General features: G+C 60.3%; 1 protein-coding gene. It reads left to right on the forward strand.

Going from position 1 to position 630, the window contains the following annotated elements:
- Positions 1 to 160: 160 nt before the first annotated feature.
- A partial coding sequence (locus AACY52_RS29220) for an SDR family NAD(P)-dependent oxidoreductase (RefSeq protein ID WP_339561205.1) occupies positions 161 to 630 on the forward strand: 470 nt, incomplete at its 3' end.

The following is a 630-nucleotide window of genomic DNA, read 5'->3' on the forward strand; positions in this document are numbered from 1 at the left end:
TGCGCGAGCATTGGGAAGCGGGCCAGGCGGCGGTGGCCGAAACGATGGCCAATGCCGAGTTGGTCGCCGAGAATATCGAAACGGGCCGAAGCGCCGCGTTCGACTTGACCGTGAAACACCCCCCTTTACCAACCCTTTGATTCGCAACGGAGACTCCGCCATGTTCCTCAAGGGCAAGACTGCCATCATCACCGGATCGACCTCTGGCATCGGGCTGGAATATGCCAAGGTGTTTGCCGCCGAAGGCGCGAGTGTCGTCATCAACGGATTCGGCGATGCCGCCGCGATCGAGACCGAGCGCGCGAAGCTCGAAGCGGCAAGCGGTACCAAGGCGCTGTACTATGCCGCCGACATGACCAAGCCCGAGGAAATCGCAGCGATGGTCAAGCGCTGCCATGAGGAATTGGGCGGCCCCGACATCATCGTCAACAATGCCGGCATCCAGCATGTCGCCAAGATCGAGGATTTCCCGGCCGACAAGTTCGAAGCGATCATCAAGATCAACCTCAATTCGGCCTGGTACATGATGCAGGCGGCAGTGCCGTTCATGAAGGCCAAGAAATGGGGCCGGATCATTTCCACGGCGTCGGCGCACTCGCTGGTCGCCAGCCCGAACAAATCGGCCTATGT

Source organism: Pseudomonas sp. EA_65y_Pfl1_P113 (genome assembly GCF_963970525.1).
Taxonomy (GTDB): domain Bacteria; phylum Pseudomonadota; class Gammaproteobacteria; order Pseudomonadales; family Pseudomonadaceae; genus Aquipseudomonas; species Aquipseudomonas tritici.